Here is a 26,415-nt window from a genome sequence, read left to right as displayed (position 1 = left end):
TGCCGATTCGCCTCGCACAGTGCTTGGAACGAGGGTACGTGAACGGCGCCGGTGACCGTGTGGCATCCGTGCCGAGCGGGTTAACCGCGACGAAGCAAAGCGGATATTCGACGCGTGACGGGCGCGAGCTCGTCGACCTTCAGCGCGATCAGCACGCCGAACGACACCGCGATGCCGACGACACCCTGGAGGACGAGGGTCACCCACGCCTTTCCGATGGCACCGAAGGCGTCGGGAACGGGCAGTGCCACGAGCGCCGCCGCGAGTGCCCCGAGGCCGCTCGCCACCACGGTGAACAGGATGACGCCGAGCACTCGCCTGCTCCGCAGGTTGCCGAGCTTGACCCACAGCCACACCTGGCCCATGACGGCACCCACCACGAAGACCAGCGAGTTCACCATCATCACGCCGAGCACCACGTTGACGGGGTCGAGAATCGACGCGGCGAGGTACAGCAGCGGGATCTTCACCGCCGTCATCACGCACATGATGAGCGTCGGCGTGCGCGAGTCCTTCATGGCGTAGAACACGCGCATCTGGAGCATCACGAGCGCGTACGGCACCAGGCCGAACGCCGAAACGGCCAGCGCCTGGCCGAGCCGCTCCGCGTCCTCCACCGAGCCCTTGCCGAGCGCGAAGAGGGCGACACCGATCGACGGACCGGCCACCGCCATGACGGCGGACACGGGCATCAGCATGATCGTGGTGATGCGTGAGCCGTACGACAGGTCGCCGACGAGCTTGCGGTGGTCGTTGTCGGCGGCGGCCCGGCTCATCTTGGGCATGAGCGCGGTCAGCAACGACACCCCGATGACGCCGTAGGGCAGCTGGAACAGCAGCCACGCGTTGGAGTAGATCGACGGACCGCCTGCCGCGCCGCCGGTGAGCACGCGGGTGTTGACCACCATGCCGATCTGGCTCACCGCCACGTACCCCAGAATCCAGGCGGCGAGCCCGCCGAACTCCTTGAGCCGTTCGTCGATGCCGAAGCGCCACTTGAACCGGAACCCGGAACGGCGCAGCGCGGGGACGAGGAACATGGCCTGGGCCACCATCGCCGTGAGCACCCCGATGCCCAGCACGAGGACCTGGGGCTCCGTCATGCGGGTCGGCACGATGGTCGGATCACCCGGCACCAGCGCGAACGTCCCGATGGTGGCGAAGATGACGAGGTTGTTGATCACCGGTGCCCACTGGGCGGGGCCGAAGATCTGCTTGGCGTTGAGGACGGCCGACAACACCGCGAAGAGTCCGTAGAACAGCAGGCCGGGCAGCAGCAGGTAGGCGAACCACGTCGCCAGTTGCGGGTCGGCGTCCCCACCGTCGTCCATCAGCAGCCCGGTCAGCCACGGTGCGCACGCGGTCGAGACCACGGTCCCGACACCGAGCACGGTGATGGCCAGCGTCAGCAGTCGCTGGGTGTACGCCTCACCACCGTCCTCGTCGTCCTGCGACCGCACGAGCAGTGGCACGACCACACTGGTGAGCACACCGCCGAGCAGCAGCTCGTTGATGATGAGCGGCAGCGTGTTGGCGACGGTGAACGAGTCGTAGAGCACGCCGAGCGTGGCGACCCACGCCAGCATCACCTTCCACGCGAAGCCGGTGATGCGGCTGGTGAGCGTGGCGATGGCCATGCGGCCGCTCGCCTTCGCCAGCGACGGCGCCTTCTGCTGGTCGTCCTTCGGGCGGTCGAGCTGGACCTCGGGAAGCCGTTCCCCGATCGGTTCCGCCGCGATGCGCGGCATCATCCGGGTCGCGAGCTCGTCGTAGGGCCGCAGTACGTCGGGGTCGGCCGCGGGCCAGCGCACTCCCGGCGGGATACCGCGCTCCCTCGGGATGAAGAGCGTGCGTTCGCTGTCGGCCGGCGGTACGGGTCGCCTGCGCTGTGACTCCTGTCGCCACGGCCTCATCGGCTGGCGGCGTGGCTGCGGTGAGCGACCACGCCGGGGAGCGACCGGAGTGGGCCGCTCGTGCGGGACACCGGCGTGCGGCGGCCCGGGAGGGTTCGGGGGATGACCGCCGGGCGGGCCGTGCCCCGGCGGCGGCACGGGCGGCGCCGGACGTTGTTGCGCGGGCGCGGGCGCGGGCGGCGGTCCGCCCTGCGGGGGCCGGCCGGCCGGGACGCCCTGCGGCGGCCCCGACGGAACTGACGGAACCGGCGGAGCCTGGGACGCAGCGCCCTGACCGCCCTGACCGCCCTGTGGCCCCGGCGGAGGTGGCGAGGGCAGGTGCCGGGTATGCGCAGGCTGGGCCGGCTGTGGTGCCTGCGGTGCTTGTGGTGGCTGTGGTGGCTGTGGTGGCTGTTGTGGGGCCCTGCCGGGAGGCGGCGGTGTGTTGTCCCGCCGGTCCGGTGGCTGGTACCGGGGCAGCGGCCCGTTCTGTGGTGGTTGGGGCGCAGGCCCGGGCCGCCGAGGAGGCACGCGCTCCGAACGCGCGGGCCCGCCCCCACGCTCGGGCGGGTTGCCCGACTGTTCGTCCAACGCGTGCCCTATCCGTCGGTGGTCAGCTTCGTCGATTCAGGGTAGACGGATTCGCGGCATGAGCTCAGCCGCGTTCCTCCCCACGGGTCTTCACCCGACGGTATATCTGTCGCCCGGAGAGGAACACCAGGGCGGCGCCGGCAGTGGCGGTCAGCACGACCGTGACCACGCCGAACTCGGTGGACATGAGTTCCATGCGGGCGGTGTGCCCCAGCGTGGTGCCGCCGGGCGTGGCCAGCGACACGTTCACCATGAAGCGGCCCGATCGCAGCGTCTCGGCCGGGATGAACCGGCTGACACTGCTGTTGGCGGCCAGTGGCGTGTCCTCGATCCTCGACGGCCGCAGGCCCGGGCTGTTGGTGAGCTTGATGCGAACCGTCACCGCGACCGGAAGGTCGTTGCGCAACGTGACCGGAAGCGGACTCGATCCCGAGGCCAGCGACACCGGTTGTGACGGTGTGGTGACGGTGACCCTGCCGCTGAGCTGCCGCACCTCGCTCGCCGCGGCCTCGGTGGCGTCGCGTCGGCCACGGGTGTCACGCCACGACGCCGACGTCGCCCGGATCACGGCGTTGTGCAGTGGCCTGAGCAGGTTGACCGGATCGTACTGCCGGGTGGGGTCGACGGACATCGCGCTGCTGAGGTCGGCGACGGTTTCCTCCACCCGCGACAAGGTGGCGAGCACGTCCTCCGGCAGCTCGGTGGGCTCGGAGGCCCCGTTCCGGTGGCCGCCTCCGGGGAGCCCGGTCCCGCTCTGCGCGCCCTCGGCCGTACCGGCTTCGAGTGCCTCGGACATGGACACCAGGTGCACCAGTTGCCTGCTGTGGAGCTGGGTGAGCGAGTCGAGCATCGCGCCGAGATCACCCTGGGTGACGTTCCAGTCGTGCGGGGGCGCGACCAGGACGGTGCGGCCTTCGGCTTCGTCGGACAGCCCGCCGCGCAGCGCGATGGCGGCGACGGCGTTCTGCGTGGCGACTCCCGGTTGTTCCCCTGCCGTGTCCGAGCCGCGCGCGGACGCGTGCCCGAACCCGGCTGCCACGAGGGAGTCATACGTGGCGACCCGGACACCGAGGTCGGGATGGTCGCCCGCCTCCAGGTCACCGGGCCCGGTGATCACCGTCGTGGTGCCCGCGTCGGCCGCGGCCCTGACGGCGGTGGGCGTCAGCCCGCCACGGGGCCACAGCACACCGGGTGCCGGTTCGAGCCGCAGCAGGTCGAGAATCGTCGCGCCGTTGGTGACCGCCTCCCCGACCAGGTCGAAGTCGGTCTCGACCTCCGCGAGCGCGCTGAGGTCGGCATCGGCGTACGGGATCTCGACGACGCAGTGGTTGGCCACCAGGGCGCGGAGGTCGTCGAGCCATCGGCGGGCGCTCTCACTGCCCTTGCCCTCGACGGTGCCCGACCCGGTGCGGACCAGGTAGCCCCGCGTCATGGCGTTGACCGTCTCCAGCAGGTCGGGGTCGACCGCGAAGCACAGCGACCCGAAGAGAGCCGAGTCGGTACGCCTGCTCTCGGCGGCGGCCACCACCGCGTGCAGCCGCCCGCCCTGCGCGAGTTCGCCCGCGAGGGTGTCGTCGGAGAGCACGACCTTCCCGTCGTGGGGGGCGGAGACCACCTTCGGTTCGCGCGCCGCGATCGGCCACAGCACCGACACGGACGCGGGCGTGCTCCCGCTGACGTCACCCAGCACCGGCAGCAGCAGGTTCACGGCGGCGAGCCGGGCGGGGCCTCCGTACGCCGGTGTGCCGTTGACGTTGAGCAGCAGCGGATACACCCCCGGCTGCGTCAACCCGAGCTGGGCGAGCGGAGCCGTGATGCGGAGCTGGGCGCTGTCGCCCGGCCCCAGCCTGCGGGGCACTCCCACCCACTGTGACCTGCCCGATTCCGACGGCGGGGGCTCGGCCAACGTCTGCGCGAGCTGCGCTGCCGTGGCCTGCCGCTGCCCGACCTGGATGCGGCTCACGATGTCCGACACGGGCCGGTCACCGACGTTGGTCACGGTGGCGACGACCCTGACCTCGGTGTCGCCGGTGCCCACCAGGCGGGGGGTCAGCTCGTCGACCCGCACCCGCAACAGCCGCTCCGAACCCGAAGGCTGGGCGAGGGCCGAGGGCAGACCCGCCGAACCCGGCGAGCCGGGCGCGGCGAACAACGCCTGCCCGGCGAGGAACAGCAGTGCCAGACCGAACGCGGCGAGCTTTCTCACGGCTTGCACTTCCCGTCGCACATCAGCCCATCAGTCCCCATCAGTCCCCATCAGTCTTCGCGTCCTTCTCGAAGAACTCGCGTGCTCTGCGCACCAGCTTCCGCTCGTCCGAGTAGGCGAGAGTCGAGTCGAGCTCGGTCAACGGAACCCACGCGACCTCGGTCACCTCGACGTCCTCGTCGGAGAGCTCACCGCCGTCGGCCTCGAGCAGGAAGTGGTGGACGGTCTTGTGGACCCGGCGTCGTTCGGCGACGAACCAGTAGTCGATCGTGCCGAGTTCTCGCAGTACGTGGGCCGAAATTCCGGTCTCCTCCTTCACCTCACGCACTGCGGTCTGCTCCGTGGTCTCGCCGTCCTCGATGTGTCCCTTCGGCAGGGACCACAGCAGTCTGCCGTGCCGGTCGAGCCGGCCGATCAGGACCGCATGGCGTCGCTGGCGGTCCACGACGAGGCCACCCGCGGACGTCTCGTTCACCGTGGTCAGCCGTGTCCTACGGCGGCGCCGGGACCGGCGTCCCGGTTTCGAGCCGCCGGAGCGACCGGCCGATCCAGGCATGCTGCGATGCTAGAGCAATCGACACGTCGCCTACCCTGGCTTGGCGTGTCCATGTCGATCCGGCCGTGTAGTAAGGGGAACCCTTGGGCAGTCAGACCACGGTGAACGAGCGCAACAGCAACGCGTCCGCCGCGCGGCGGCTGACGGAGGCGAAGCGCAACGCCGTCGCCGAACTGATGCGTGTCTCCCCGATCGCCGATGAGCTCGCCACCTCCTTCGCCGCCGCCGGACACCGCCTTTACCTCGTGGGCGGGAGTGTGCGGGACGCGCTGCTCGGCCGCCTCTCCACGGACCTGGACTTCACCACCGACGCCCGGCCCGAACAGGTGCAGCGCATCGTGTCGGGGTGGGCCGACGCCGTGTGGGACACCGGGATCGAGTTCGGCACGGTGGGGGCCGCCAAGCACGGCACGACGTGCGAGATCACCACGTTCCGCGCCGACACCTACGACCGGGTCGGCAGGCGCCCCGAGGTCGCGTTCGGCGACACCATCGAGGGCGACCTCGTGCGCCGCGACTTCACGGTCAACGCCATGGCGGTGGAGGTGGCGACGAAGTCGTTCGTCGACCCGCACGACGGGCTCGCCGCGCTCGCGCGGCGGACGCTGGACACGCCCGCGACGCCTGAGGAGTCCTTCGCCGACGACCCGCTGCGCATGCTGAGGGCCGCGCGGTTCGTCTCGCAGCTCGGGTTCGAGCCCGCGCCCAGGGTCGTGAAGGCCATGACCGACATGGCGGGCGAGATCCGCCGCATCACCGCGGAGCGGGTTCAGGCCGAGCTGTCGAAACTTCTCGTCGGCCGCGACCCGCGCAAGGGCATCGAGCTCATGGTGGAGACGGGGTTGGCCGACCACGTACTCCCCGAAGTGCCCGGCATGCGTCTCGCCATCGACGAGCACCACCAGCACAAGGACGTCTACCAGCACTCGCTGACCGTGCTGGAGCAGGCGATCGACCTGGAGACCAGCCACGAGCCGCGGTTGGAGCCCGACCTGGTGCTGCGGCTGGCGGCGTTGTTGCACGACATCGGCAAGCCCGCCACCCGGCGCTTCGAGCCGGGCGGGGGCGTGAGCTTCCACCACCACGAGGTGGTGGGCGCCAAAATGGTGCGCAAGCGTTTGCGCGCTCTGCGGTACCCGAAGGACGTCATCAACGACGTCTCCCAGCTCGTGTTCCTGCACCTGCGTTTCCACGGCTACGGGCGAGGCGAGTGGACGGACTCCGCCGTGCGCCGGTACGTCACGGACGCCGGCCCCCTGCTGTCCAGGCTGCACAAGCTGGTGCGCGCCGACTGCACCACCCGCAACCGGCGCAAGGCCGCCGCGCTCCAGCGTTCGTACGACGACCTGGAGGCGCGTATCGCGCGCATCGCCGAGGAGGAGGACCTCGCGCGGGTCCGGCCCGACCTCGACGGCAACGAGATCATGCGCATTCTCGGTCTGGAGCCCGGACCGCTCGTGGGCAGGGCCTGGAAGCACCTCAAGGAGCTCCGGCTGGACCGGGGGCCCCTCGACCACGACGAGGCCGTGGCCGAGTTGCGCCGATGGGCGGCCGAGGTGGGGATCGACGTCCCCGGCGAGTAGACCCATGCCCTCTAGCTCAGCGGTTCCAGGGCTCCGCTCTCGACGTGCTGGCCGACCGCCCGAGGCAGCAGGTAACCCACGCCTCCGCCGGGCAGCGGACCCCAGGGGCGCAGCACTCCGCTGAGCACTCCGATCGGCCGCACCACGCGGTAGCGGCGCCGTTCGGACTCCCGCTCGAAGGTCAGTGACGTCTCGGCGAACGGCGTGTCCTGTGGGTGCACGAGGTTGCCCGCGTCGTTGCCGTATCGGTCGACCACGGTCCCCGCCGGAAGGGTGAGCAAACGCTTGCGCCGGTAGAACGGCAACGGAGGTTCGCCACGAAGCGGCAGGATCGGCCAGTCGGTGGCGTGCTGCGGGTCCTCCGCGTCGGAACCACCGGGAGCACTGGCGGCACTGTCGGATGCCGGCTCGGGCCGGGCGCGGCCGGGAAACAGCAGCAGCGCGCCGAGCATGGCCTCGGCCGCGGCCTGCACCCGGCGGAAGTAGCGCGGTTCGACGGGCTCGCCCTCGGAGTGGAGCGCGACCTCCCATCCCCGCGGGGTGCGGCGCAGGCACCACACGCCGTCGACGGCTTCGCCGATTCGGTAGGCGCTGTCGGCCACGCCGAGTTCGGCGAGGCGCTCCCGCAGCATCCGCAACACCTCCGAGGCCCGCAGGGCCCGCTCCGGTTCCTCGCCTCGGGCGACGCGGCTCACCGGGTCGGCCGAAGCGAGATCGCGCGTGGACTGAGGGGGCCGGGGCGCGCCGAGGACGTCCGCCTCCGCGGTGGCCCGCACCTGAGGCTCGACGTAGGGCACCGCGAAGCCGCTCGCGTGGATGTGGTCGAGCAGGTCCGGCTCGGGAGGCACGCCGTACTTGCGCAGGTAGTGCGGCACGGCGGCGGGCCAGATCCACGTGCCGTCGGTGTGGAACGCGTCGGGCACGTTGGGGGGGCCCGGCACGAAGAGGTCGGGCAGCGCGCCCGGCTTGGTGTGTACCACCGGAGCCCGGTACAGGTAGTTCAGGATGTCGCGCACCTGCTCCGGGGGCACGGGCGCACGGTTCACCACCGGCTTCTCCCCCGGGGCGTGGCCGTCGACCACCCTGGCGTGCCGGAACCGCACGTCCAGCGGCAGCCCCGCCTTCGCGGCGAGCCATCGCGGCACGTTCTCCCTGGGGAAGTACCGGAGCTCCACGTCGTAGCTCGCGGCCGTCCTGCGGTCGTCGGGGCCCAGCCGCCACGCGGGTTCGGTGTCGGAGTCGTAGTCGAAGTCGAAGTTCGACGCGGAGTCGAGGGTGTAGGTGCCCTGGAACCACGTGCCCGCGTCGGGCTTGTACATGGCCGAGCGGAGCTGGGAGAACAGTTGTCCCAGTTGGGGCGGAGCCGACAGGGCCACGATCACGTCGTCGGCGACGGCCCTGACCTCGAGCTCGGAGTAGTCGCCGATCTGCCGGAACTGTGCGGCGACCCGTTGCCAGCCTGGGGGGAGGAACGAGCGCAGCGTGTGCCCGACGGCCCGCAACAACAGGTCCACGTCCCCGCTGCCGGGTTCGCTGCGGGGAGTGTTGTCGTCGGAGAAGTCGTGCCGTTCCTGCCACAGCGCGGTCAGCGCCTCGTCCTCGTCGGTGGTCGTGCTGAACCCCGAGAGCCCGAGGTCCTTCGCGACGTCCTCGTCGGTGCCCGCCCAGCGCAGCGTCAGCTCCGCCTCGGCGGAACGCGGCTCGATGCGGTACGGCTCGTCGTCGTAGAGGCAGTAGGTGTGCAGGGAGAAGGTGGCTGGCGCCTCCTCGGCCGACACCACCCTGGCAGGCCTGCCGTCGGACGTGGCATCGAAGCCCTCGGGCGTTTCCTCGCCCTCCGGGACGACGAGCAGAACGGTGCCGTCGGTGGTGGAGCGGTTGGCGCGGAAAATGCGACCGTCCCACAGCGCGTACAACGCATCGGGCCGGTCGGCCACCTCGACTCTGTAGCGCACGGTTTCCCCCTCGATCAGTGTGTCCCCCGTGACTTCACACGCTTTTTACCGTGCCTCGGGGTCGCGGTGTAGCAGGGTGCCGCGGATGTGAGCAATGAGTTAGCCCGGACCTCAACCTATCGGGCACGCCGGGCGCGCTTCGGCGTCGGTCTCGGGGGCTTCGGCGGACTCGGCGGACTCGGCGGCGGGCTCGAAGGACCCGGTGGCGCGAGCTGCCCGGTCGGCGGGTCGAGTTCCCGCGGCCTGCCGATTCCCGCCGCGTGGACGAGGTCGAGGACGGTCCTGGCCAGTTCCGCCGGGTCGGTCCGGTCGAACACCTCGGGCACGAACTCCAGGTCGCTGAGTTCACCGTTCGGGCCGATGGTGGCGCTCACGAGGCCGTCGGCCGAGGTGACGGTGATCGCTGCCGTGTTGCCAGCCGTGGTCACGAGCGAGGAGCCTAACGCTTGCCCGGGTTGCGCCGATGCGGCGATACCGTCCCCTCGGCGGGGGCACGGAGTGGGATCATGGAGAACGTGAGCGCAGACGCCATGGTGGAGCCGGGGACACTGTTGGTCGCTGCCCCCACGATGTTCGATCCCAACTTCCGCCGGACGGTGGTGTTCGTGATCGACCACCGTGCCGAGGGCACGCTCGGCGTCGTGCTGAACCGGCCCAGCGAGGTGGGTGTGCACGAGGTGTTGCCGCACTGGGGTGACCACGTCGCCGAGCCGCGGTCGGTGTTCGTGGGCGGGCCGGTGGAGAAGAAGACCGCGTTGTGCCTCGCGGCTCTCCGTACCGGCGAGACGGCGGCCACGGTGCCGGGAGTGATCGCGGTTCGAGGCCCGGTCGCGCTCGTGGACCTCGACTCCGATCCCGACCTGCTGGCCACGAAGGTGCGCGGGCTGCGGGTGTTCGCCGGGTACGCGGGGTGGGACGCGGGGCAGCTCGCCGGTGAGATCGAGCGTGGCGACTGGCTCATCGTGCCCGCGTTGCCCGGCGACGTTCTCGCGACGCCGATGCGCGACCTGTGGGGGCACGTGCTCCGCAGGCAGGGGCTGCCGACCGCGCTGCTGGCCACGCACCCGGGAGACCTCCAGCGCAACTGACGTCCCTCGCTCGACAGTGCGGGGGATTCCTGACAGCGCTTATGTAAGCCCTGTTACAGTGCTGTCATGAACTCTCCCGATCCCACCGGTGAAGAAGGCTTCTGGCGGCCACTACGGCGGCTCCAGGACGTCATGGACGACGAGATCGCGCGGCTCTACGCCGAGCGCGGCGTCTCGGTGCGGCCCCGGCACACCATGCCGCTCATCCGGCTGGGCAGGCGCGGGCCGATGACCATCCGGGAACTCGCCGAGGCCGTCGACGTCACCCACTCGGCGATGAGCCAGACCATCGCCGTCCTCAAGCGGGACGGGCTGGTGAGCACCCGGCCCGGCACCGACGCGCGGACGAAGGTGGTGGAGCTGACCGACGCCGCCCGTGAGCTGCTGCCGTTCCTGGAGGCCGAGTGGCGGGCCACCGAGGAGGCGATCGCCGAACTGGACGCGGAACTGCCGTACTCGCTGGCCCGCGCCGTTCGTGACATGGAGCGGGCGCTACGCGCACGGTCGTTCCGCGATCGGGTCGCCGAGCGACTCGCCCGAACCGAACAGCGGCCGTCGTGAGCGTGCTGGAGCGTGTCCTCGACGTCCGGCCGCTGCGGACGAGCCCCGCGTTCCGTCGACTCTGGGTGAGCACGTCCTTCTCCACGGTCGGCCACCAGCTCGCCGTCGTGGCGGTGCTGGCGCAGTCCTGGGAGCTGACCGGCGACCCCGTTGCGGTGGGTGCCGTCGGCCTGGCCCAGGCGCTGCCGATGATGGTGGGCGGGCTCGTCGGTGGGGTGCTCGCCGACGCGCTCGACCGGCGTGGACTCGTGCTCGCGACCACTGCGGGGCAGGGGGTCGCCGCCGCCGGACTCGCCGCGCAAGCGTTTGCGCAGCTCGGTTCGTTCTCCTTGCTTCTGGCGCTGGTGGGGTTGCAGTCCGGCTGCGCCGCGCTCGGGGCACCGGCCCGGCGGACGTTCGTCGTCACACTGTTGCCGGGGCAGCAGGTGGGAGCGGGGCTGGCGTGGACGAACCTGAGCTTCCAGGCGGCGATGCTCGTCGGGCCCGCACTGGGCGGGGTCGTCACCGCGGCGTGGGGATCCGGTGCCTGTTACGCGGCCGACGCCGCGAGCCTCGTGATCGCCGCGTACGGCGTGCTGCGCCTTCCCGCCATGCGGCCCGCCGGGGAGACGCGCGTGCGACCGAGGACGGTGGTGCAGGGGCTGACCTTCGTCGCCCGGACGCCGGTGGTCGCGGGTGCGTTCCTCACCGACGTGTGCGCCACCGTGCTCGCCATGCCCATCGCGTTGTTCCCCGCGCTGAACGACGAGCGCTTCGCGGGCGACCCGAAGACACTCGGGCTGTTCCTTTCGGCCATCGCGGTGGGTGGCCTGGCGGCCGGATTCCTGTCCGGCTCGTTCACCAGGCTGCGTCGACTCGGGATCGTGCAACTCGTCGCGGCGGCGGTGTGGGGCGTGGCGTTGACTGGCTTCGGTCTCGCGACGCCGTTGTGGCTCGCACTCGCGTGCCTCGCGGTGGCCGGTGCGGCCGACACGGTCTCGGTGGTCTCGCGTGGAGCGCTCGTACAGCTCGCGACGCCGGACTCGCACCGCGGTCGCGTGAGCGGAGTGGAGTTCGTGGTGGGCGCGTCCCTGCCCGATCTCGGCAACTTCCGGGCGGGCGCGGTCGCGGGGGTCGCGTCACCGGCGTTCGCCGCGGTGTCGGGCGGGTTGCTGTGCCTCGCCGGTCTCGGCGCGTTGGCGGTGGGCAACAGGTCGTTACGCCGGTTCCGGACCGGGGCGCCGGAGCAGGAGCCCGACCCGGTGGGCTGAGCGTGCCGGCACTCGTCCCCGCTCGCCGCCGCGCGTCAGCGCAGGACGCCGCAGCCGCCTCCACCGCTGCACGCGCAACCGCCGCAGCCCGCGGGCTCGACGGGGGCGGGCACGGCGCTCGCGGCCCGGTGCCCGAGAACTCCGCCACCGGCCACGAGGACGAACACGGCGACCACGCCGAAGGTCGCGGCGAGCACCGCGCCGAGGGTGTCGGGCATCGCCAGCACGGCGGCACCCGCCAGCACTCCGACGGCTCCGGCGACCATCGTGGGCAGGCCCGCCACGCGGTTGGCCACGCGGAACGCCTCGTCACTGCGCATGGTGGCGTCGGTCCGCACTCCCGCGCCACGCGAGCGGGGAAGCTTCTCCCGCCAGCCGAGGAAACCGCCCCAACCAACCAGGACGCCGAGCAGTGCGGGAATCAACGCGAGCACGAACACGCCTTCAGAGGATACTGGCCCGCCGACCGGTCGAGGTGGTGTGCCGACGTGCTGTGGCCCACGGCACCGAAGACTTCGCCGACCTCCGGAAACCCCGGTGTGCAGGGCGGTTAGCATGTGAGGTGGTGAAGACAGCACGCTCGCTCCTCGACGGGCCGCGCTGACCGGCAGACCGGGTCGGCGCGGCGAACCCCTCACGCCTTCGGGCTTGAGGGGTCGCGTTGTTTTTGGAGGCGGGTTCGCAGGAGGATCACGATGACGGACGGAACCGAGGCGACCCCGGCACACCGTTACACGGCGGAGTTGGCGGCGCGGATCGAGAAGCACTGGCAGGACCACTGGACCGAGCACGGCACCTACCACGCACCGAACCCGGTGGGTGCGCTCGCGCAGGAGGAGCCGGTGCCGTCGGACAAACTCTTCGTGCAGGACATGTTCCCGTACCCGTCGGGGGCGGGCCTGCACGTCGGACACCCGCTGGGCTTCATCGGCACCGACGTCTTCGCACGCTACAACCGCATGGTCGGCCGTAACGTGCTCCACACGATGGGCTTCGACGCGTTCGGGTTGCCCGCCGAGCAGTACGCGGTGCAGACGGGCACGCACCCGCGCACCACCACCGAGGCCAACATCGAGCGGTACCTGGAGCAGATCCGCAGGCTGGGACTCGGGCACGACGAGCGCCGACGGATCGCGACCACCGACGTCGACTACTACCGCTGGACGCAGTGGATCTTCCTGCAGATCTTCAACGCCTACTACGACACCGAACTCGGCAAGGCCCGGCCGGTCTCCGAGCTCGAGAAGGCCTACGCGGAGGGGCGCCGCGCCACGCCGGACGGCCGGCCCTGGAGTGAGCTGTCGCGCAAGGAGCAGCGCGAGATCATCGACTCCCAACGGCTGGTGTACCTGTCCGAGGCGCCGGTGAACTGGGCTCCCGGCCTCGGCACGGTGGTCGCGAACGAGGAGGTCACCGCGGACGGCCGCACCGAGCGCGGCAACTTCCCGGTGTTCCGGCGCAACCTGCGCCAGTGGGTGATGCGCATCACCGCGTACGCCGACCGCCTGATCGACGATCTGGACCGGCTCGACTGGCCGGAGAAGATCAAGACGATGCAGCGGAACTGGATCGGCCGCTCGCGCGGCGCGAACGTCCGGTTCCCCGCCGGTGAGCACACGATCGAGGTGTTCACCACGCGCCCGGACACCCTGTTCGGCGCCACCTACATGGTGCTGGCGCCGGAGCACCCGCTGGTGGACGAACTGGTCCCCTCGGCGTGGCCCGGAAACGTCGACGAGCGGTGGACCGGCGGCGCCGCGACCCCCGCGGAAGCCGTGGCCGCGTACCGGCGCGAGACCTCGCGCAAGTCGGAGCTCGACCGTCAGGAGAGCAGGGACAAGACGGGTGTGTTCACCGGCGCCTACGCCACCAACCCGGTGAACGGCAAGCGGATCCCCGTGTTCGTCGCCGACTACGTGCTGATGGGCTACGGCACCGGCGCGATCATGGCGGTGCCCGCCCAGGACCAGCGCGACTGGGACTTCGCGACGAAGTTCGGGCTGGAGATCGTCCGCACGGTGCAGCCGAGCGAGGGCTTCGACGGCGAGGCGTTCACCGGCGACGGTGTGGCCGTCAACTCCGCCAACGACGAGGTCAGCCTGAACGGACTGGGCGTCGACGAGGCCAAGGCGACGATCACCGAGTGGCTGGAGCGGAAGGGCTACGGCGAGGGCACGGTCCAGTACAAGCTGCGCGACTGGTTGTTCGCCAGGCAGCGCTACTGGGGTGAACCCTTCCCGATCGTCTACGACTCCGACGGGACGCCGATCGCGCTGCCGGAGGACCAGCTCCCGGTCGTGCTGCCCGAGGTGGACGACTACTCGCCGAAGACGTTCGACCCCGAGGACGCCGACGCCGAGCCGGAGCCACCGTTGGCGCGGGCCACCGACTGGGTCGAGGTGAGGTTGGACCTGGGTGACGGGGAGAAGACCTACCGCCGCGACACCAACGTGATGCCGCAGTGGGCGGGGTCGTGCTGGTACCAGCTTCGCTACATCGACCCCGAGAACGGCGAGCGGTTCGTCGACCCGGAGAACGAGCGCTACTGGATGGGGCCGCGCCCCGAGGAGCACGGCCCCGGGGATCCGGGTGGTCTGGACCTGTACATCGGTGGTGTCGAGCACGGCGTGCTGCACCTGCTGTACTCGCGGTTCTGGCACAAGGTCCTCTACGACCTGGGCCACGTGTCGTCGGAGGAGCCGTACCGCAGGCTGTACAACCAGGGCTACATCCAGGCCTACGCCTACACCGACTCGCGTGGTGTCTACGTCCCGGCCGACGAGGTCGTCGAGCGTGACGGCAGGTTCTTCCACGACGGCCAGGAGGTGAAGCAGGAGTACGGCAAGATGGGCAAGAGCCTGAAGAACGTCGTGACTCCTGACGAGATCGCCGAGGACTACGGCGCGGACACCTTCCGCTTCTACGAGATGGCGATGGGGCCGCTCGACGTGTCACGACCGTGGGCCACCAAGGACGTCGTGGGCGCACACCGGTTCCTGCAGCGTCTGTGGCGGCTGGTGGTGGACGAGGCCACCGGCGAGGTGCGGGTGGACGACACCGAGTTGACCGACGAGGACCTGCGGCAGCTTCACCGGACGATCGCCGGGGTCAGGGAGGACTACGCGAACCTGCGGTTCAACACGGCGGGCGCGAAGCTCATCGAGTTGAACAACCACGTCACGAAGAGGTACGGCTCGGCGAAGGCGACGCCACGCGCGTTGGCGGAGCCGCTGGTGCTGATGCTGGCTCCGATGTGCCCGCACGTCGCGGAGGAGTTGTGGAGTCGGCTCGGCCACGGGGACACGCTGGTGCACGGGCCGTTCCCGACGGCGGACGAGAAGTACCTGGTGGACGAGACCGTCGAGTATCCGATCCAGGTCAACGGCAAGGTCCGGTCGCGGGTCTCGGTTCCGGCGGACGCGGACACCGAAGCCGTGAAGAAGGCGGCGCTGGCCGACGAGAAGATCGCGGCGCTGCTGGAGGGTACGGAACCGCGCAAGGTCATCGTGGTGCCGGGCCGCCTGGTGAACGTGGTGAAGTAGCGGGCCGGGCGCCGCCGGCACCGATCACTCGGGGGGCTACGTGACCGATGCCGGCGACCCGATGCCCGCGCTCCCTCTCCGGGAGTTCGGACACATTCCGCACTGCGGCGGTGGTGCCAGTGAAGAACTCCTCGTGGTGGTGTTGTGACGCACCGGCACTAACTTCACCCTATCGGGTTACCGTCGCGAGCTCTCGTCTGCCTGTCGTTCCGGCGGCTGTGAAAGTTACAAAGAACTTCACATCCACACAACTCGAAACGCGGTAGGGCACCTCACCCGTGGACGATGCCGGGAATGTCGGCGGCGCGGCCCCCTTCCGTGGCACTCTTGCTGGTGTGACTGCACAGGTGCTCGTCGTCGGATCCGCCAACGCCGACCTCGTGGTCGCGGCCGACCGTCGCCCGGCAGGCGGTGAGACCGTCCTCGGCGGTGACACGGAGATCCTGCCCGGTGGCAAGGGGGCGAACACGGCCGTCGCGGCGGCCCGGCTCGGTGCCGACGTCGCGCTCCTCGGCGCGGTCGGCGACGACGCGCACGGCAGCCTCCTGCTCGACTCGCTCAGGAAGTCCGGGGTGCGTACCGACCTCGTGCGCGTGGTTCCGAGGCCCACCGGGCTCGCGTTCATCACGGTGACGCCCGACGGCGAGAACTCGATCCTCGTCTCGCCCGGCGCCAACCGGGCGCTACGTCCCGAGGACGTGACCTCCGCCCTGCCAGGGGCAGAGGTCATGGTGGTGTCGATGGAGATCCCGCTCGCCACGGTCGAGCACGCCGTCAACACGGCGGCCGCGGCGGGCACGAGGACGATCCTCAACCTCTCCCCCGTCGCGTCCGTCCCCGAGCCCACGCTTGCCGTCGTGGACCTGCTGCTGGTCAACCAGCACGAGGCCGCCTGGCTGCTCGGGGGTTCCGAGGACACGGCGGTGCGGACCTCCGAGTTGCCAGGGCTCCTCGATCTCGGGCCGCGGGGCGCCGTGGTCACCTCGGGCGCGCGGGGCGCCGTGGTCGTCGAGGCCGACGGGTTGACCGAGGTGCCCTCGCCCAGCGTCGACGTCGTCGACACGACCGGAGCCGGTGACGCCTTCGCCGGGGCGTTGGCCACCGCGCTCTCCGGTGGAGCAGCGCTTACCGACGCGGTCGAGCAGGCCGTGCGGGTCGCGGCGTTCTCGGTCACTCGCCGGGGTGCCCAGCCGTCCTATCCAACCGTCGCCGAACTAAGGTGAGCCAGATGCGTGAACCGCAGCTCTCCGGGGTCGGAGTGAGCCCCGGCCGCGCGAGTGGACCCGTCGTCAAGGTCACGGAGTCGATCGAGGAACCGGCGAGCACACCGGCTCCCGACGACCCGCACGCGGAGGCCGCGCGGATCGCTCCCGCGGCGCAGACCGTGGCCGCTCGCCTCGAGACGACGGCGGCCGCCGCGAGCGGGGACGCCGCCACGATCCTCACCACCACGGCGGCGATGGCCGCCGACCCGGCCCTGGTCAGTCAGGCCGAGCAGCTGGTGACAGCGCAGCGCATCCCGGCCGCGAGGGCGATGTACGAGGCGGCGAACAACTTCGCGACGGCGCTGGCGTCCGCGGGCGGCTACATGGCCGAACGGGTGCGCGACATCCACGACGTCCGTGACCGCATCATCGCCGAGCTGCTCGGCATCGAACCGCCCGGTGTGCCGACCCTGGAGCGCCCGAGTGTGCTCTTCGCTCGTGACCTCGCTCCGGCGGACACCGCTTCGCTGGACCCGGAGCGGGTGTTGGCCCTCGTCACCGAGGAGGGCGGACCCACCAGCCACACCGCCATCCTCGCGCGCTCGCTGCGGATTCCCGCCGTGGTGGCGGTCAAGGGCGCACTCGCCTTCGAGGCGGAGGCCGTGGTCGTCGACGGCGTCACCGGCGAGGTGAAGGCCGTCGACCCGGACGCGCCCGTCGTCACGTCGACGGAGGCCGCCGGGATCGACTGGAACGGCGTGGGCGCCACGTCGGACGGCCACCGGATCAGGGTGTTCGCCAACGTCGGCGCACCCACCGACGCGCTGGCCGCCGCCGAGGCCGGGGCCGAGGGCGTCGGCCTGTTCCGCACCGAGTTCTGCTACCTGGACGTCGACGCCGAACCCTCCGTCGCCGGCCAGCAGGCCGCCTACGCGGCCGTGCTCGGACCGTTCTCGGGCAAACCGGTCACCGTGCGCACGCTCGACGCGGGTGCGGACAAGCCGCTGGTGTTCCTCTCGCAGGAGGACGAGCCGAACCCGGCGCTCGGCGTGCGCGGCATCCGGGTGTCGTTCGAGCGCACCGGCGTGCTCGAACGGCAGCTCGAAGCCATCGCCGGTGCGGCGGAGGAGTCGAAGGCGGACGTCTCCGTGATGGCGCCGATGGTGGCCACCGCGGAGGAGGCGGCGTGGTTCGCCGACCGTGTCCGGGCGGCGGGCCTGTCGCGGGCGGGCGTGATGATCGAGGTGCCTTCGGCCGCGCTGACCGCCCGCGAGGTGTTCGACGCCGTGGACTTCGTGTCGCTCGGCACGAACGACCTCGCGCAGTACACCTTCGCCGCCGACCGGCAGCTCGGGGCGGTGGCGATGTTGAACGACCCGTGGCAGCCCGCGTTGCTACGGCTCATCGCCCTCGTCGGTGAGGCCGCGAAGGAGAAGGGCAAGCCCGCGGGCGTGTGCGGCGAGGCGGCCGCCGATCCGCTGCTCGCGCGTGTGCTCGCCGGTCTCGGCATCACGAGCCTGTCCATGAACGCGGGCTCGGTGCGTGCGGTGGGCGCCAGTCTCGCGTCGGCGACGTTCGCCGACTGTGAGCGTGCCGCCCGGGCCGCACTGGCCGCGCCGACGGCCAACGCCGCGCGCGTGGCGGTGGCGGAGGCTCAGTAGGGCACGCCGCCGGCCGATCGGCACCGCCCGCAGGCAGGGGGAACTCCCAGGCGCCCAACACTTTCGCCCGCCGAAGGGGCGTCAGCGATGGCCCAGCACGTTGACCACCCGGCCGTTGGGGTCACGGACGAAGAACCGTCGCACTCCCCACTCCTCGTCCTGCAACGGGTGGACGATCTCCGCGCCGCTCTCCCGCATGGCTGCGTAGGCCGCGTCCACGTCTTCCACTTCGACGCTCATGTCCGGGATGACCGGCGCTGTCCTGTCGCTCGACATGAAGCTGGCCTGCGCCGCCGGATTGGAGCGGGACGCGAGCGTCATGATCCAGCCGTGGTTCATGACCTCCTCGAACCCCAGCAGGCCGTAGAACTCCCGGCTTTCCTCCACGGACTCGGACTGGATGTTGGGCACGACACGGCGAACGGTCATCGACGACTCCGAACGAGGGAACGGATTCTCAACACTCACAGGAGTACTATGGCGCGAAACTCACCGTAAACACCCTGGACCCAGGGGCTAGGAGAACAGTCCCTTGCGCGGATACCGCACGCTCAACGAGCCGCCGTGCAGGCGGCCGGTGACGACGTAGCGCGGGCTGCCGGCGTTGCCTCGGGTCTTGTCGCCGACCGCGGACCACTTGATGTCGTGCAACTCGTTGAGGTCGATGCCGGCGTGCTCGGGGACGACGATGGTCACGCCGCCCCACTTGACGTCGAGTTCGATCCGCACGACGTCACTGGTCACCTGCGCCTGGGTGAAGTCGAGCCGGGTGTCGGCGTAGCGGTTGCGCACCACCAGCGACGAGGGAACGACCCAGTGGCCTCTGCGCACCAGCGTCGAGCCGTGCGCGCGGACGACGAGCGGTTCGCCGGTCGCCACGGTCGCGGCCGCGTACGGTGTGGGCGCGACCGCCGGGCCGCCGACGGTGCCGAACGCCGGGACGGCGTCGGGATGCACCAGCCCGGGCAGGTCGATGAGCACGTCGTTCAACTCGCCCCGTGTACGCGCGGCGTAGGCGACGTCGGCTCGCTCACTGAACTCGTCCAGGTCGAGCATGCCCCGGCCGATCGCCGTCTTCAGCAACTCGACCACGTGTTCGCGCTCCGTGTCGGACACGCGCAGCCCGCGCAGCCTGCGCTGCTCCTCGGTCACGCCGTCGTCGGTGTTCGGTCGACCGTTCTCAGCCCGTTCCTCGTTCACACCGACGATGCTAGGCAGCGCAAGCCCTCCCGAGATCAGGGAGAACCCTGAAACGGGCCCGGAGTCGTCAGCCGTCGCGGTCGAGTCCGTGCTCGATGGCGTAGCGGGCCAGCTCGACGCGGTTGTGGAGCTGGAGCTTCCGCAGCGTGGACTGCACGTGGTTCTCGACGGTTCGGTGCGAGATCACGAGCCGGTCTGCGATCTGCTTGGCCGTGAGCCCCTTGGCGACGAGCCGCAGCACTTCGGTCTCGCGCTCGGTGAGCCGGGGCGGCGGATCGCCCGGCGTCGGCGCGTCGGCCATGCGGCGGTACTCCCCGAGCACCATGCCCGCCAGACCCGCCGTGAACACGGGGTCGCCCTCGGACGTCCGGCGCACGGCGTCGACCAGTTCGGCCACCGAGGCCGACTTCACGAGGTAGCCCGAGGCTCCGGCCTTCACGGCCTGGAGGACGTCGTTGTGCTCTCCGCTGGCCGACAGCACCAGCACCCGGGTGTCCGGGAGTTCGCCGGTGATGACTCTGGTCGCGTCGACGCCCGAGGTGTTGCCGAGGTTGATGTCCATGAGCACGACGTCGGGTCGCACGGCCCGCGCGATGCGCGTGGCCGCGTCGGCGTCGGGGGCGGTGGCCTTGACGTCGAAGCCGTGCTCGGTGAGGTCCCTGGCGACACCGTCGCGCCAGATCGGGTGATCGTCGACGATCATCACCGAGACCGTCATCTGGCTCTCCTTCCTGGTCTGGGCCTCGGGACGCGAAGCTCCCATTCGGTGCCTTCACCGGGTGCGGTCTCGAGCGTGCACGTTCCGCCGAGCTCGGTGACCCGCCCTCTGATCGACTTGGCGACGCCGAGATGCCCTTCCGCGAGCGCCTGTTCGAGCCTTCCGGACGGTATTCCGGGACCGTCGTCCCTGACCGTCAACACGATCTCCTCCCCCAGGTCTTCGAGCAGAACCCAGGCCTTCGCCGAGGGCCCCCCGTGTTTGTCTACGTTGGACAGTGCTTCCCTGACGGCCGCGACGAGCTCGCCGACGACGTGCGACGGCATCGTGACCTCTCCCGCGGGCGCTGCGATCTGCACGCGAGAGGTGGACAGGAGCTGGAGCGCCGAACGCAGGTCGGCCGTGTCGTTCTCCGAGGTGCCCGGAGGTTCCGTGGTGACGAGTGCCCGCAGCGCGATCTCCTGCTCACCGGCGAGCCGGGCGAGCTCGGCCGCCTCACCCCCGAGTTCGGAACCCCGCCTGCGCACCCGCGCCAGCACCTGCAACACGCTGTCGTGGATGGACCTGGCGAGTCGTTCGCGCTCGGCCGTGGCGGCCTCCGTACGCATGGCGCGTGCCAGCGCCGCCTGCGAACGCCGGGCGGTCGTGGCCGTGACCCCGAGCAGCAGACCACTCGCGGTCAGCAGGACGCCGTCACGCGCCACGTCCAGGTTGATCTCCAACCTCGCCACGGCCGTACACGCCGTCATGACCACCCCCGCCACGACGCCGCCGACGGCACCGAACCGCACCCCGGCCGTGAGCGGAGGCACCGCGGCCCACACCGTGGTCACCAGCGGAGCGAGCTCGGCGTACTGGGCGTCGGAGAGCACGAACGGCGAGGTGAGCATGATGCCGCACGTGACGGCCACGTCGCCGACCACGAACCACGGGGAGCGCCCCCAGCAGCGCGCGTAGCCGAGACTCGTCACGCAGGTCCAGGCGGCCATGCAGCCGAACGCCGTCCACGCCAGCAGGGGACGGACGTAGCCGTCGAGGTGCACCAGGACCGCACCGAGGGCGAAACCGAGTGTCACCCAGCGCAGGACGATGGCGCCGTACCACAGCGGTGTCGCCGGATCACGCAGAGACGGCGATGTGGTCATACCCGGTCAGGCTCCCGGTGTTCGGATTCCGGATCCGCTTCCGGATCGTCCTTGGAGATGGAGGCGGTGGAGGCACTGTCGGGGTCGCCGAGCACGTCGACGGCCTCCGGCTGCGGCTCGCGCTCGCGCAACAGCGACTTGATGCCCGAGTTCAGGACGGCGAGCAGCGGCACCGACAGCAGCGCTCCCGGGATGCCCGCCGTCGTCATGCCCACCGTGATGGCGAGGATGACGGCCAGCGGGTGCAGGCGTACGGCCCTGCCCAGCAGCAGCGGTTGCAGCACGTGACTTTCGACCTGCATCACGCCCACCACGATGGCGAGCACGATCAGCGCGGTGACGAACCCGTTGGTCACCAGCGCCACCAGCACGGCGACGGCACCGGTGACGACCGCGCCCACGATGGGGATGAACGCGCCGAGGAACACCAGCGTGGCCAGCGGGAACACCAGCGGCACGCCGACGATCCACAGGCCGATGCCGATGCCCACACCGTCGACGACGGCCACGGCCGCTGTGGCCCGCACGTAGCTCACGAGCGAGGCGAACCCCCGCCGGCCCGCCGTGTCGAAGCGGTCGCGCACGGGTTCGGGCACCCCGCGCATCAGGAAGTTCCAGATCTCTCCGCCGTTGACGAGGAAGAAGATCAGCACGAACAGGGTCAGCAGGAAGCCGGTGAGGATCTCGCCGACGGTGCCCGCCGTGGTGAGTGCGCTGTCCGCGATGCTGGCCTGGTTCTGCTGGAGGAACTCCACCGCGTTGTTGACGAAGTCCACTATCTGCGTCTCGCGCAGGTGGAGCGGCCCGTTGACGAGCCAGTCCTCCACCTGGTCGAGGCTGCGGTTGAGCTGTTCCTGGAGTTCGGGCAGGCCCGCCGTGAACTCGGTGATCACGAACGTCAGCAGGCCGCCGAGCGCACCGAGCCCACCGATGAGCACGACCGCCGCCGCGAGAGGCCTCGGCATCCGCAGCTCCGTGAGTCGTTGCACCGCGGGCGCGAGCAACGCGGCGAGCAGCAGTGCGATGGCCACCGGCACGACCACGAACGAGAGGTAACCGATGACCCACGCGACCACGTAGAGGGCCGCCACGACGACGAGGAACCGCCACGAGAGGGCGGCACTCACCCGTAGTCCTTTGGGGACCCAGCCGGTGATGTCCGTGTCCTCGGACAGCATCGGCCCTTTTCGCTTGCCGCGGCCGTTACGGCCCCCAGTTCCGTGCACCGACTCGCTCACGAAGCAACCGTATCGGTTCCGTCTCGTGCCGGGGTCGTGACTCACTCGCCATGACGGGGAACGTCAGTCGAGCTGCAAGGAGCGTTTCGCCAGGCCGAACCAGTAACCGTCGATCACCGTGCGTGGAGTGGGTCCGGTGGTCTGCGCGCCGAGCGCGACGAACAGCGGCGCGAAGTGTTCGGTGCGCGGGTGCGCGAGCGAGGCACCGGGCGCCTTGTTCTCGAAGTCGAGCACGGCGTCGACGTCTCCCGCGGCGAGGGTCTCCGCGCCCCAGTGGTCGAACTCGGCCGACCACGAGGGCGGAGGTCCGTCGACACCGGTGCGCATCGCGCTCAGGTTGTGGGTGAAGAAACCGCTGCCGATCACCAGCACGCCCTCGTCGCGCAGGGGCGCGAGCTTGCGGCCCAGGTCGAACAGCTCGGTCGGGTCGAGCGAGGGCATCGAGACCTGGAGCACCGGGATGTCGGCGGACGGGAACATCTCGACGAGTGGCACGTAGGCGCCGTGGTCGAGGCCGCGAGTGGGATCGCGGTGCACGGGTGTGGTGGTGCTACGCAGCAGGCGCTCGACCTTGGCGGCGAGGTCGGGTGCCCCAGGTGCCGGGTAGGTCACTCGGTAGTACCGCTCGGGGAATCCCCAGAAGTCGTAGACGAGCGGCACGGTGGTGGTGGCCCCGATGCTCAGTGGCGCCTCCTCCCAGTGCGCGGACACGACGAGGATCGCCTTCGGCCGGGGCAGGTCCGCGGACCAGCCTGCCAGTTCCCTCGTCCAGGTCGGGTCGTCGGCGAGCGGGGGTGCGCCATGGCTGAGGTACAGGACGGGCATGCGGTCGGCCATCACAGCTCCCAATATTGAACTTTCAACAAATATGATACCGCTGCGCTGACCTGTTCGCCAGCTTCGGTCCGCGCCTACCATGAGGCATGGTCGGGAACGTCCTGATCTACCTCGGCGTCGTGGTGGCCCCCACGCTGGTCTTCTCCGCCGCGCTGGCCGTACCGCGCTGGCTCGCGGCACTCCGGCGCCGGAGGGTACGGACTCCGGCGCCGGCCCACCCGCCCGTCGAACGACTGGCGGCGGACCTGCGCCGGGTCCGTCGGACACTCGCCTGCTTCGGTCCCGGAACACCCGTCGTCCGGCGCAGAGCCGCGACCGCCGCCTACGACGCCCTGCTCGCGCAGGCGTGCGAGTCCGTCGGTGTCCCCCAGCAGCTCGACGAAGTCGCCGAGGGCATCGAACGGGACGTCGAGCGCCTGCGCGTGGAGCAGGCCCTGTGCGACGCCGGAATCGTGCTCTCGTGAGGCGTCCTCAGCGCTCGGCTCGCGCGGTCCGGTTGTCGTACTTCCTCACCGCGAACTCGTACGCCTCCACCAGCAGCGGACGCACCAGGTCGAACGTCGCGGGGCTCGGGTTCACCACACCCACCCAGTACTGCGACGCGTAGAACGGGTGCGGCATGAGCACGTCCCTGGCCGTGTAGTCGGCCTCGGTGACGAGGACCCCGTCCGCGTCGCGCTCGGTGGGCGCGGGTCCGAACCGTTCGACGTAGCTCGCCTTGGTGAGCCCGATGTTGAGCCGGTACGCGCCGTCGGCGTCCAGCCGGGACACGGTTTCGTAGTGATCACCTGTCACGACGGTGGCGAACGGCAGCGTGCGAGCGATGTCGACGTCGCCGTCCGGCCCGTAGAAGCAGAACGTGTCACCGGCGTTCTCGACGATGTGGACCCCGTCGAACGACTCGACGATGTGGCGCACAACGGATTCGGCGGTCACGGCATTCATGCGAAAGAAGTCCCTTCGAAGAGCGGTTTTCCTACCCTTCAAGTGTGTCATTGAAGTGCTTTTTGGGACTTTTCCGAGAAAGTGCTGGGATTATGCCGGAAAACTCTCAAATCGGAGTGCCGCGTGCCGCGAGCTTCTCAGCGTTGGGCACCCCACAGGGAGAAGTCCCGGGTCAGGTCGTCGCCGGGGCGCGTGTCACCGTCGCGGGGAAGGACTCCGGACGTGGGCACGGCAGCGTTTCGACCCCGAGGGAGCACCAGCGGGCGGTGGACGAGTGCGGGGCGGTGATCACGGCCGCCTCCGCCGTCACGGCCTCGGTTGGGCCAGAACGAAGTCAGCCCACCAGAGCGGGCTGCCCACTTCGGGGTTTTCTCCCGTCGCAGCGGCCTGTGGACCCGGAACGGCGACCGGAGCCGAGGTGCTCCCGCGAGGCGGCTCACTCGGTGGCGAGGTCGGTGAAGCGGCTGTAGTGGAGCTGGTGCGCCACGCTGATGGTGCTCGTCGGACCGGCACGGTGCTTGGCCAGGATCAGGTCCGCCTCGCCCGCGCGCGGGTCGTCGCGCTCCCAGGCGTCGGGGCGGTGGATGAGCATCACCATGTCGGCGTCCTGCTCCAGCGATCCGGATTCACGCAGGTCGGCGAGCATCGGGCGCTTGTCGGTGCGCTGCTCGGGACCACGGTTGAGCTGGCTGATCGCCACCACGGGCACCTCGAGTTCCTTGGCCAGCAGCTTCAACTGCCGCGAGAACTCCGAGACCTCCTGCTGCCTCGACTCGACGCGCTTGCCCGAGGTCATCAGCTGCATGTAGTCGACGACGATCAGCTTGAGGTCGTTGCGTTGCTTGAGCCGACGCGCCTTCGCCCGGATCTCCATCATCGTCAGGTTCGGCGAGTCGTCGATGAACAGCGGCGCCTCGCTGATCTCGCTCATCCGGCGGGCCAGCCGCGTCCAGTCGTCGTCGGTCATGCGGCCACCGCGCATGTCCGCGAGCCTGATCTTCGCCTCCGCCGAGAGCATGCGCATGACGATCTCGGTCCGGCTCATCTCCAGCGAGAAGATCACGCTGGTCATGCCGTGCTTGATGGAGCAGGAACGCGCGAAGTCCAGTCCGAGTGTGGACTTACCGACACCCGGGCGGGCTGCGATGATGATCATCTGGCCCGGGTGCAGCCCGTTGGTCACCTCGTCGAGGTCGGTGAACCCCGTGGGAATGCCCTGGGACACGCCGCCCCGGGACGCGATCGCGTCGATCTCGTCCATCGTCGGCTGGAGCAGTTCCTCCAGTGCGACGTAGTCCTCGCTGGTGCGCCGTTCGGTGACCTCGTAGATCGCCGACTGTGCCCTGTCGACGACCTCGTTGACGTCACCGCCGTCGCTGCTGTCGGCTCCGTAGCCGTACTGCACGATGCGGGTGCCCGCTTCCACGAGCCTGCGCAGGATGGCCTTCTCGGCCACGATCCTCGCGTAGTACCCGGCGTTGGCGGCCGTGGGCACGGTGGCGATCAGCGTGTGCAGGTACGGTGCGCCGCCGACCCTCGCCAGTTCGCCCCTGCGCTCCAGTTCCGCCGACACGGTGATCGGGTCGGCGGGCTCGCCGCGTCCGTAGAGGTCGAGGATGCAGTCGTAGACGGCCTGATGGGCGGGACGGTAGAAGTCACCTGGCCGCAGCACCTCGACGACGTCGGCGATCGCGTCCTTGGACAGCAGCATGCCGCCGAGCACCGACTGCTCCGCCGCCGTGTCCTGCGGCGGCTGGCGCTCGAACCCACCGTGCTCGGCAGTGAACGCAGGGCTGCGGTCGTCGGTGATCGCCACTGCTGCAGGCACCTCCTGGAAGGTCGACACATGGTCGAACACCCGTTCGACAGTCTAGAGCAGGACGGAGTGGGGAGCGGGCGTCGCGGCCCGTGTTTCGCGTCCGCACGGGCACGCTAGATCGCTCGGAAGGACTATCGCAATCCAGCCTGTGGATAGAACTGTGGATAACTTGGGGATGACTGGCCCGAACTAACCACAGGCTCGCCGAAAGCTGTGGACAGACTGTGGACAACTTGTGTCCGGTTTAAGAAAAGCCCTGTTCAGGCCCTGTGGATAACCTGTGGAGAACTTTGTGGGGGAATTATCGGCGTGTCGCGCGAAAAGCACCCATCGGCGTGTCGCGGCCCGGAGCGTCTGACGCCCCGGGCCGCAGCTGTGGACAAAATGACCCAGCGTTGCGTGACGACACGCTGGGCTGAACGG

General features: G+C 70.3%; 22 protein-coding genes. 8 read left to right on the top strand and 14 right to left on the bottom strand.

Translation table 11 applies throughout. The features are described from left to right. Window positions 1–80 precede the first annotated feature (80 nt). From murJ to SACCYDRAFT_RS25255, 3 genes are all read right to left on the bottom strand, one after another. Window positions 81–1,913 carry a murein biosynthesis integral membrane protein MurJ gene (gene murJ, locus SACCYDRAFT_RS25265; protein ID WP_005460609.1) on the bottom strand — a complete coding sequence of 611 codons (1,833 nt, stop codon included), beginning with the start codon at window positions 1,911–1,913 and terminating at the stop codon, window positions 81–83. Between the two features lie 634 nt (window positions 1,914–2,547). Next, window positions 2,548–4,689, bottom strand: coding sequence for a DUF6049 family protein (locus tag SACCYDRAFT_RS25260; RefSeq protein ID WP_005460607.1), 2,142 nt, complete (start codon window positions 4,687–4,689; stop codon window positions 2,548–2,550). 40 nt (window positions 4,690–4,729) lie between these two features. After that, window positions 4,730–5,245: an NUDIX hydrolase gene (locus SACCYDRAFT_RS25255; RefSeq protein WP_005460605.1), complete on the bottom strand. Its 516-nt coding sequence runs from the start codon at window positions 5,243–5,245 to the stop codon at window positions 4,730–4,732. 83 nt (window positions 5,246–5,328) lie between these two features. Between SACCYDRAFT_RS25255 and SACCYDRAFT_RS25250 the strand changes: the two genes are divergently transcribed. Next, window positions 5,329–6,828 (top strand): CCA tRNA nucleotidyltransferase, encoded by a 1,500-nt coding sequence (locus SACCYDRAFT_RS25250; protein ID WP_005460604.1) that lies wholly within the window; start codon window positions 5,329–5,331, stop codon window positions 6,826–6,828. Between the two features lie 11 nt (window positions 6,829–6,839). Here SACCYDRAFT_RS25250 and SACCYDRAFT_RS25245 read toward each other — a convergent pair whose 3' ends face one another. After that, on the bottom strand, window positions 6,840–8,783 hold the full coding sequence (locus SACCYDRAFT_RS25245; protein WP_005460602.1) for a TNT domain-containing protein: 1,944 nt from the start codon (window positions 8,781–8,783) through the stop codon (window positions 6,840–6,842). 116 nt (window positions 8,784–8,899) lie between these two features. Then, the gene (locus SACCYDRAFT_RS25240; protein ID WP_005460601.1) at window positions 8,900–9,211 is read right to left on the bottom strand and encodes a YbaB/EbfC family nucleoid-associated protein; all 312 of its coding nucleotides are present in this window, start codon (window positions 9,209–9,211) and stop codon (window positions 8,900–8,902) included. A gap of 78 nt (window positions 9,212–9,289) precedes the next feature. Between SACCYDRAFT_RS25240 and SACCYDRAFT_RS25235 the strand changes: the two genes are divergently transcribed. The 3 genes from SACCYDRAFT_RS25235 (at window position 9,290) to SACCYDRAFT_RS25225 (ending at window position 11,682) form a co-directional block, all read left to right on the top strand. Further along, on the top strand, window positions 9,290–9,871 hold the full coding sequence (locus tag SACCYDRAFT_RS25235) for a YqgE/AlgH family protein (RefSeq protein ID WP_005460599.1): 582 nt from the start codon (window positions 9,290–9,292) through the stop codon (window positions 9,869–9,871). A gap of 66 nt (window positions 9,872–9,937) precedes the next feature. Continuing rightward, on the top strand, window positions 9,938–10,432 hold the full coding sequence (locus SACCYDRAFT_RS25230) for a MarR family winged helix-turn-helix transcriptional regulator (RefSeq protein WP_005460597.1): 495 nt from the start codon (window positions 9,938–9,940) through the stop codon (window positions 10,430–10,432). Next, a complete protein-coding gene (locus SACCYDRAFT_RS25225) occupies window positions 10,429–11,682 on the top strand; it encodes an MFS transporter (RefSeq protein ID WP_005460595.1) in 1,254 nt (417 codons plus the stop codon). Before SACCYDRAFT_RS25230 ends, SACCYDRAFT_RS25225 begins: the two co-directional genes overlap by 4 nt. Window positions 11,683–11,717: 35 nt before the next feature. Here the strand turns inward: SACCYDRAFT_RS25225 and SACCYDRAFT_RS25220 are convergent, their stop codons facing one another. Further along, window positions 11,718–12,122: an SdpI family protein gene (locus SACCYDRAFT_RS25220; protein WP_043536918.1), complete on the bottom strand. Its 405-nt coding sequence runs from the start codon at window positions 12,120–12,122 to the stop codon at window positions 11,718–11,720. Window positions 12,123–12,377: 255 nt separating this feature from the next. On the opposite strand from SACCYDRAFT_RS25220, the gene leuS reads away from it, so the two are divergent. The 3 genes from leuS to ptsP all read left to right on the top strand — a co-directional run bounded on the left by leuS (window position 12,378) and on the right by ptsP (window position 18,090). Next, window positions 12,378–15,224 carry a leucine--tRNA ligase gene (gene leuS / locus SACCYDRAFT_RS25215; RefSeq protein ID WP_005460591.1) on the top strand — a complete coding sequence of 949 codons (2,847 nt, stop codon included), beginning with the start codon at window positions 12,378–12,380 and terminating at the stop codon, window positions 15,222–15,224. 335 nt (window positions 15,225–15,559) lie between these two features. Then, the gene (locus tag SACCYDRAFT_RS25210) at window positions 15,560–16,447 is read left to right on the top strand and encodes a ribokinase (protein ID WP_043536916.1); all 888 of its coding nucleotides are present in this window, start codon (window positions 15,560–15,562) and stop codon (window positions 16,445–16,447) included. Between the two features lie 5 nt (window positions 16,448–16,452). Further along, a complete protein-coding gene (ptsP, locus tag SACCYDRAFT_RS25205; protein WP_005460582.1) occupies window positions 16,453–18,090 on the top strand; it encodes a phosphoenolpyruvate--protein phosphotransferase in 1,638 nt (545 codons plus the stop codon). An 81-nt stretch (window positions 18,091–18,171) separates the two neighbouring features. Here ptsP and SACCYDRAFT_RS25200 read toward each other — a convergent pair whose 3' ends face one another. The 6 genes from SACCYDRAFT_RS25200 to SACCYDRAFT_RS25175 form a co-directional block, all read right to left on the bottom strand. Beyond that, complete coding sequence (locus SACCYDRAFT_RS25200; protein ID WP_005460580.1) at window positions 18,172–18,519, bottom strand: VOC family protein; 348 nt, start codon at window positions 18,517–18,519, stop codon at window positions 18,172–18,174. Between the two features lie 87 nt (window positions 18,520–18,606). Then, window positions 18,607–19,290 (bottom strand): DUF1707 SHOCT-like domain-containing protein, encoded by a 684-nt coding sequence (locus SACCYDRAFT_RS25195; protein ID WP_005460578.1) that lies wholly within the window; start codon window positions 19,288–19,290, stop codon window positions 18,607–18,609. 67 nt (window positions 19,291–19,357) lie between these two features. After that, window positions 19,358–20,008 carry a response regulator gene (locus SACCYDRAFT_RS25190; RefSeq protein WP_005460576.1) on the bottom strand — a complete coding sequence of 217 codons (651 nt, stop codon included), beginning with the start codon at window positions 20,006–20,008 and terminating at the stop codon, window positions 19,358–19,360. Further along, complete coding sequence (macS, locus tag SACCYDRAFT_RS25185) at window positions 20,005–21,153, bottom strand: MacS family sensor histidine kinase (RefSeq protein WP_005460574.1); 1,149 nt, start codon at window positions 21,151–21,153, stop codon at window positions 20,005–20,007. Before macS ends, SACCYDRAFT_RS25190 begins: the two co-directional genes overlap by 4 nt. Continuing rightward, entirely contained in the window at window positions 21,150–22,331 is a 1,182-nt protein-coding gene (locus SACCYDRAFT_RS25180; RefSeq protein ID WP_005460572.1) for an AI-2E family transporter, read from the bottom strand. The genes macS and SACCYDRAFT_RS25180 overlap by 4 nt, the downstream gene beginning before the upstream one ends. 123 nt (window positions 22,332–22,454) lie before the next feature. Continuing rightward, window positions 22,455–23,228, bottom strand: a complete 774-nt coding sequence (locus SACCYDRAFT_RS25175) for a dioxygenase family protein (protein ID WP_005460570.1) — start codon at window positions 23,226–23,228, stop codon at window positions 22,455–22,457. An 86-nt stretch (window positions 23,229–23,314) separates the two neighbouring features. Here SACCYDRAFT_RS25175 and SACCYDRAFT_RS25170 point away from each other — a divergent pair, with 86 nt between their 5' ends. Then, window positions 23,315–23,692 (top strand): hypothetical protein, encoded by a 378-nt coding sequence (locus tag SACCYDRAFT_RS25170; protein ID WP_005460562.1) that lies wholly within the window; start codon window positions 23,315–23,317, stop codon window positions 23,690–23,692. 7 nt (window positions 23,693–23,699) lie between these two features. Here the strand turns inward: SACCYDRAFT_RS25170 and SACCYDRAFT_RS25165 are convergent, their stop codons facing one another. Both SACCYDRAFT_RS25165 and dnaB read right to left on the bottom strand, forming a co-directional pair. Beyond that, the gene (locus SACCYDRAFT_RS25165) at window positions 23,700–24,173 is read right to left on the bottom strand and encodes a DUF6194 family protein (RefSeq protein WP_005460560.1); all 474 of its coding nucleotides are present in this window, start codon (window positions 24,171–24,173) and stop codon (window positions 23,700–23,702) included. Between the two features lie 436 nt (window positions 24,174–24,609). After that, window positions 24,610–25,989 (bottom strand): replicative DNA helicase, encoded by a 1,380-nt coding sequence (dnaB, locus tag SACCYDRAFT_RS25160; protein WP_005460558.1) that lies wholly within the window; start codon window positions 25,987–25,989, stop codon window positions 24,610–24,612. Window positions 25,990–26,415: the final 426 nt, after the last annotated feature.

The organism is Saccharomonospora cyanea NA-134, assembly GCF_000244975.1.
Classification (GTDB): domain Bacteria; phylum Actinomycetota; class Actinomycetes; order Mycobacteriales; family Pseudonocardiaceae; genus Saccharomonospora; species Saccharomonospora cyanea.
This window is presented reverse-complemented; position numbering and strand designations above follow the sequence as displayed.

Coding starts and splice junctions, on each gene's coding strand:
- SACCYDRAFT_RS25235 (WP_005460599.1), top strand. CDS start 9,290: ATGGAGAACGTGAGCGCAGACGCCATGGTGGAGCCGGGGACACTGTTG.
- SACCYDRAFT_RS25230 (WP_005460597.1), top strand. CDS start 9,938: ATGAACTCTCCCGATCCCACCGGTGAAGAAGGCTTCTGGCGGCCACTA.
- SACCYDRAFT_RS25190 (WP_005460576.1), bottom strand. CDS start 20,008: ATGACGGTCTCGGTGATGATCGTCGACGATCACCCGATCTGGCGCGAC.
- SACCYDRAFT_RS25175 (WP_005460570.1), bottom strand. CDS start 23,228: ATGGCCGACCGCATGCCCGTCCTGTACCTCAGCCATGGCGCACCCCCG.
- murJ (WP_005460609.1), bottom strand. CDS start 1,913: ATGAGGCCGTGGCGACAGGAGTCACAGCGCAGGCGACCCGTACCGCCG.
- SACCYDRAFT_RS25180 (WP_005460572.1), bottom strand. CDS start 22,331: ATGCTGTCCGAGGACACGGACATCACCGGCTGGGTCCCCAAAGGACTA.
- SACCYDRAFT_RS25165 (WP_005460560.1), bottom strand. CDS start 24,173: ATGAATGCCGTGACCGCCGAATCCGTTGTGCGCCACATCGTCGAGTCG.
- macS (WP_005460574.1), bottom strand. CDS start 21,153: ATGACCACATCGCCGTCTCTGCGTGATCCGGCGACACCGCTGTGGTAC.
- SACCYDRAFT_RS25255 (WP_005460605.1), bottom strand. CDS start 5,245: ATGCCTGGATCGGCCGGTCGCTCCGGCGGCTCGAAACCGGGACGCCGG.
- leuS (WP_005460591.1), top strand. CDS start 12,378: ATGACGGACGGAACCGAGGCGACCCCGGCACACCGTTACACGGCGGAG.
- ptsP (WP_005460582.1), top strand. CDS start 16,453: ATGCGTGAACCGCAGCTCTCCGGGGTCGGAGTGAGCCCCGGCCGCGCG.
- SACCYDRAFT_RS25170 (WP_005460562.1), top strand. CDS start 23,315: ATGGTCGGGAACGTCCTGATCTACCTCGGCGTCGTGGTGGCCCCCACG.
- SACCYDRAFT_RS25200 (WP_005460580.1), bottom strand. CDS start 18,519: ATGACCGTTCGCCGTGTCGTGCCCAACATCCAGTCCGAGTCCGTGGAG.